At 71.0% G+C, this 3,958-nt stretch carries 1 protein-coding gene; it reads left to right on the top strand.

Going from position 1 to position 3,958, the window contains the following annotated elements:
- Positions 1-3,958, top strand: a 3,958-nt coding sequence (locus tag VLF18_RS22295; protein ID WP_325281832.1) for an amino acid adenylation domain-containing protein, incomplete at both ends; no start/stop codon positions are given.

The raw sequence follows: 3,958 nt of genomic DNA, 5'->3' as shown, positions 1-3,958 counted from the left end.
CCGGTGCACGGCCTGCCGCTGAGCCGCGCGCGTCCGCCGCAGCAGCAGTTCCGCGGCGGCATGCATCAGGCGCGGCTGCCGGCGGCGCTCGTTGCGCGGCTGCGTGCGCACTGCGCCGCGGCGGACATGACGCCCTATGTGTTCCTGCAGCTCGTGTTCGCGCTGCTGATCGCGCGCTACGGCAACGCGTCCGGCGCCGACGGGCACGATGTCGTCGTCGGCACGCCGGTGTCGGGCCGCATGCATCCGGACGTCGAGCCGCTGGTCGGTTTCTTCGTCAACACGCTCGTGCTGCGCACGCGCATCGATCCGCGCCAGTCGTTCGCGGACCTGCTCGCGGCGAGCCGCCAGTCGGTGCTCGACGCGTTCAGTCATCAGGCGCTGCCGTTCGAGATGCTCGTCGACGCGCTGCGGCCCGAGCGCAGCCTGAGCTACAGCCCGCTGTTCCAGATCCTGTTCTCGTACCACAACGCCGGGCAGGGCGAACTGCGCCTGCCGGGCCTGACCGTCGCCGCGCCGCCGCAGGCCGACACGATCAACCAGTTCGACATCGAGTTCAACGTCGCCGACGAAGGCGACACGCTGCAGACGGTCTGGTCGTACAACCGCACGCTGTTCGACGCCGACGCGATCGCGCGGCTGTCCGACAGCTTCGGCGTGCTGCTGCAGGCTGCGCTCGACGCGCCGCGCACGCCGGTCGGCGAACTGCCGCTGATCGCGCCGGCCGAGGCGCAGCGGCTGCGCGAGTCCGGCCGCGGCGAGCGCGTCGCGTTCCGCGACGACATCGGCGTGCATGCGCTGTTCGAGGAACAGGCGGTACGCACGCCGGATGCTGCTGCGGTCGTCGGCGCGGATGAAACGGTCGGCTACGCCGAACTCAACGCGCGTGCGAACCGGCTCGCGCACTACCTGATCGAACGCGGCGCGAAGCCCGGTGCGCGCGTCGGCATCTGCCTGCGCCGCTCGCCGGAGATGACGGTCGCGCTGCTCGGCGTGCTGAAGGCCGGCGCGGCCTATGTGCCGCTTTCGCCCGACGCGCCGTCGGACCGCCAGGCCTATCTGCTCGACGACGCCGGCATCGAACTCGTGCTGACGCATTCGGAATTCTGGGGCGCGCTGCCGCTCGACGACCGCGAGGCGCTGCCGCTCGACCTGTCCGACCGCCTGCTCGCCGACTACCCGGCGACGAATCCCGGCGACGCCGCGACCGGCCTCACTGCCGGCGATGCGTGCTATGTCATCTATACCTCGGGCTCGACCGGCCAGCCCAAGGGCGTCGTCGTGCCGCACCGCGGCGTCGTCAACTATCTGGAATTCGCCGCGCGCGACTACCTGGATGCCGACATCGCCGGTGCGCTCGTCGCGACCCCGTTCGGCTTCGATGCGACCGTCACCACGCTGATGGCGCCGTGGCTCGCCGGCAAGCCCAGCGTCATGCTCGCCGACGACACGGCGGAATGCCTCGCGCAGCTGCTCGACTACGCGGCGTCGCCGCAGCGCTGGCTGTTCAAGTTGACGCCGGCGCATCTCGATGCGATGGCCAATCTGTACAAAGGCACCGCGTCGCAGACGCCGCATGTCCTCGTCGTCGGCGGCGAGCAGCTCACGCGCCGCACGCTGCAGCGCTTCCGCGCGCAGGTGCTGCCGCAGTCCGTCGTCATCAACGAATACGGTCCGACCGAAACCGTCGTCGGCTGCAGCGTGCAGCGCTGCGAACCGGGCGACGCCGTGGCCGGCGACGCCGTGCCGATCGGCCGGCCGATCGCGAATACGCGGCTGCTCGTGCTCGACGCGGCCGGCCAGCCGGTGCCGGTCGGCGTCGCGGGCGAGCTGTATATCGCCGGCGCCGGCGTGACGCTCGGCTATCTCGGCCGCGGAGAACTCACGGCGCAGAAGTTCCCGGCCGATCCGCAGGTCGCCGGCGAGCGCTGCTATCGCAGCGGCGATCTCGTGCGCTGGCTCGCCGACGGCAGTCTCGAATTCGTCGGACGTACCGACGACCAGGTCAAGGTCAACGGTTTCCGCATCGAGCTCGGCGAGATCGAGAGCGCGCTGGCCGCCCATGCCGACGTCGCGGAGTGCTGCGTCGCGGTGCGCGCCGACGGCGAAGGCCGCGGCCGGCTCGTCGCCTATGTCGTGCCGCGCGCGTCGATCCTCGAAAGCGCCGACGACGAGTCCGAGATCCAGCGCTGGAAGTTCGAGCGCATCGGCGCGCTGCGCGAGTTCGCGCGCGGCCGGCTGCCGGAATACCTGCAGCCGTCGGTCTACGTGCTGCTCGACGCGATGCCGCTCAGCGCGAACAACAAGCTCGACCGCGGCGCGCTGCCGGCGCCCGACGAGAACGACTTCGAGAAGGAAACCTACGTCGCGCCGCGCGATGCGCAGGAGACCGCGCTCGTCGACATCTGGCAGGACGTGCTCGGTCTCGCGCGCATCGGCATCGACGATCATTTCTTCCGGCTCGGCGGCCATTCGCTGCTGGCCACGCGCGTGGTCAGCGAGATTGCCGAGCGCCTGCAGCGCCGCGTGCCCGTGCGCGCGCTGTTCGAACACCCGACCGTGCGCGCGCTGTCGGCGCGGATCGCCGAGGAATCCGAGGCCGCCGCGGCGCCGATCGCGCGCGCGCCGGCCGGTGTGCCGGCGCTGTCGTTCGCGCAGCAGCGCCTGTGGTTCATCGACCAGCTCGAAGGCGGCAGCCGCCAGTACCACATCGCCGCGGCGCTGCGCCTCGACGGCGATCTCGACGCGACCGCGCTGCGTCGCGCGCTCGACACCATCGTCCAGCGCCACGAAGTGCTGCGCACGCGCTTCGTCCCGGTCGACGGCGCGGCGACGCTGCAGCTCGCGGCCGACGGCCGGGCGGGGTTCGCGACCAGCGATCTGAGCGCCGCCGACGCGGCTACGCAGGACGAGCAACTGCGCGCGCTGATCGCGCAGGAAACCGCCGTGCCGTTCGATCTCGCGCACGACACGCTGCTGCGCTGCCGCCTGATTCGCCTCGGCGACGCGCGCCACGTCGCCGTGCTGACGATGCATCACATCGCCTCCGACGGCTGGTCGACCGCGCTGCTCGTGCGCGAGTTCGGCGCGATCTACGCGGCGCTGCGCGAGAACCGCGCGAATCCGCTGCTGCCGCTCGCCCTGCAATACAGCGATTTCGCGCACTGGCAGCGCACGCAGCTGCAGGGCGAACGCCTGCAGCGGCATCTGGATTTCTGGCGCGAGCAGCTGCGCGACCTGCCGCGCGTGCACGCGCTGCCGCTCGACCGCGCGCGGCCGGCGCAGCAGCGCTTCAGCGGCGGACGCATCGTGCACGACATCCCCGCACCGCTGACGCAGTCGCTGCGCGCACTCGCGCAGCGTCACGACGCCAGCCTGTTCATGCTGCTGCAGAGCGCGTTCGCGCTGCTGATCGGCCGCTGGAGCGGCGAGACCGACGTCGTCATGGGCTCGCCGGTGGCGGGCCGCGTCGCGCGCGAGGTCGAGCCGCTGATCGGCTTCTTCATCAACAACCTCGTGCTGCGCACGGACCTGTCGGGCGATCCCTGTTTCGGCGAGCTGCTCGCACGCAGCCGCGAACGCATTCTCGATGCGAGCGCGCACCAGCTGCTGCCGTTCGACATGCTCGTCGATGCGCTCAAGCCCGAGCGCAGCCTGAATCACGCGCCGCTGTTCCAGATCAGCTTCAGCTTCCACAACCTCGAACAGACCGAGCTGCGCCTGCCGGGTCTCGCGATCACGCACCTGGCTAGCGGCGGCGACATCGCGCGCTTCGACATCGAGCTGCACATCAGCGAGATCGACGACGGCCTGCACGTGCGCTGGCTCTATGCCGACAGCCTGTTCGACGCAGCGACGATCGCGCGCTTCGCCGAGAGCTTCGCGACGCTGCTGTCGTCGATCGTCGACGCGCCGACGCAATCGGTACAGTCGCTGCCGCTGCTGCCGGCGGCGGACA

The sequence above is a fragment of the Tahibacter sp. genome, from assembly GCF_035481375.1.
Classification (GTDB): domain Bacteria; phylum Pseudomonadota; class Gammaproteobacteria; order Xanthomonadales; family Rhodanobacteraceae; genus Tahibacter.
This window is presented reverse-complemented; position numbering and strand designations above follow the sequence as displayed.